Origin of the sequence: Pseudoalteromonas sp. SG43-8 (assembly GCF_014164245.1) — a bacterium.
GTDB classification, from domain to species: Bacteria; Pseudomonadota; Gammaproteobacteria; order Enterobacterales; family Alteromonadaceae; genus Pseudoalteromonas; species Pseudoalteromonas distincta.
The window spans coordinates 1-1692 of the sequence record NZ_JACJEX010000029.1 but is presented as its reverse complement, the minus strand read 5'-3'; the positions used below and the strand labels follow the sequence as shown (position 1 = coordinate 1692).

At 51.0% G+C, this 1692-nt stretch carries 1 protein-coding gene; it reads left to right on the top strand.

Going from position 1 to position 1692, the window contains the following annotated elements:
• The coding region (locus tag H5122_RS19955; protein WP_182713009.1) for an Ig-like domain-containing protein at positions 1–1692 on the top strand (1692 nt) is incomplete at both ends.

Below are 1692 nucleotides of genomic sequence, written 5' to 3'. Positions count from 1 at the left end.
CTAGTTGGCAGCGATGGCCACTGGAACATTGAGATTCCAGGTGCCCTTGCACAAGGTGACTTTACTGTAAGCGCGAGTATTACCGATGCGGCAGGCAACGAGAGCACAGCAAACAGCAGTGGTAATGTGGATACTATTACGCCAATCGTCACCGTTGATGCACTGGGCTTGGGTAACGACAGCACCCCAGTTGTTAGTGGTACCTCAACAGAGCCTGAAGGCACGGTTGTAAACATTGTTATTACTGACAGTAACGGTGATGAACACCCATTCACCGCTACTGTGGATGCAAACGGTGATTGGCAAGCGACCAGCCCTGAATTACCGGATGGAAGCTACACCGTGCAAGCCAGTATCACCGATGATGCAGGCAACACCGGTGGTGCAACACAAACAGGCAACTTAGATACCTTAGCGCCGACACTGACGTTAGACACAGTCGGTGCCACGAATAACAGCACGCCAACAATTAGCGGGACATCGAACGCGCCAGCAGGCACGGTTATAACGATTAACGTCACGGATGCAGATAATACAGAAACGTTTACTGCAACAGTACAAGCCGATGGCAGCTGGTCAGCCGATGTACCGAACGCGTTAACTGATGGTCCACTCACTATTGAAGCAAGCGTTAGTGATAACGCCGGTAATACCACTACATTAAGTGAAACCGCAACACTCAACACCACGGCCCCAAGCATTAGTATTAATGCACTGGTTGACACCAACGACACCACCCCAACCATTAATGGTACAAGCGATGCGGCAGATAACACCACCATTAGCTTAACGTTTGAAGACAGTGCAGGGAATATTACGACTGTTGATACGACCGTAACGGGTGGGGTATGGAGTGTCGATGCACCAACTGATTTAGCCGAAGGCGAATATACTGTCACCGCACAGGTAGATGATGGTCTAGGTAATATCGGCAGCGCCACCGAGACAGGTCAGATAGACCTTACTGGCCCGAGCCTTGTTATTACAGACAACGGTGTAGGGAACGACACCACGCCAACGATTGCAGGTACCAGCGATGCACCGCAAGGCAGTGAAGTAACCATTGTTGTCACCGACAGCAGCGGCGCAGCGCAAACAATGAGCGCCACCGTACTAGCCAATGGTACGTGGTCAATCCCTGTACCGGTAGCACTCGCAGAAGGTGCATACACCATTAGCGCGAGTGTTGAAGATGTGGCAGGCAACGACACCATCGCCACAGGCGCAGGTGAAATAGATACCACTGCACCGACACTTGTACTTACCAGCCCAGGCTCAAGTAACGATATTACTCCGACACTCAGTGGCACAAGTGATGCCGTTGAAGGCACCGTTATTAACTTCACGGTTGTGGACGATCAAGGCAATACACAAACCTTTACCACCACTGTGGATGCCGATGGTAACTTCTCTGTAGAAGTACCGACTGCACTGGCAGAAGGGCCGTACACGATCACCGCCAACATCAGCGATGTGGCAGGAAACAGCACCGATATTACCGGCAACGGCACCATTGATACCACAGCACCAAGTGTGAGTGTAGATGCGCCAATATTAACAAATGACAGCACGCCAATAGTGACAGGCACCAGTGATGCACCTAACAGCACCATCACGGTGACGTTTACAGATGCAGCAAATGCTACTCAAAGCATTGATGTACAAACCGATGCCAATGGTAACTGGAGTGCG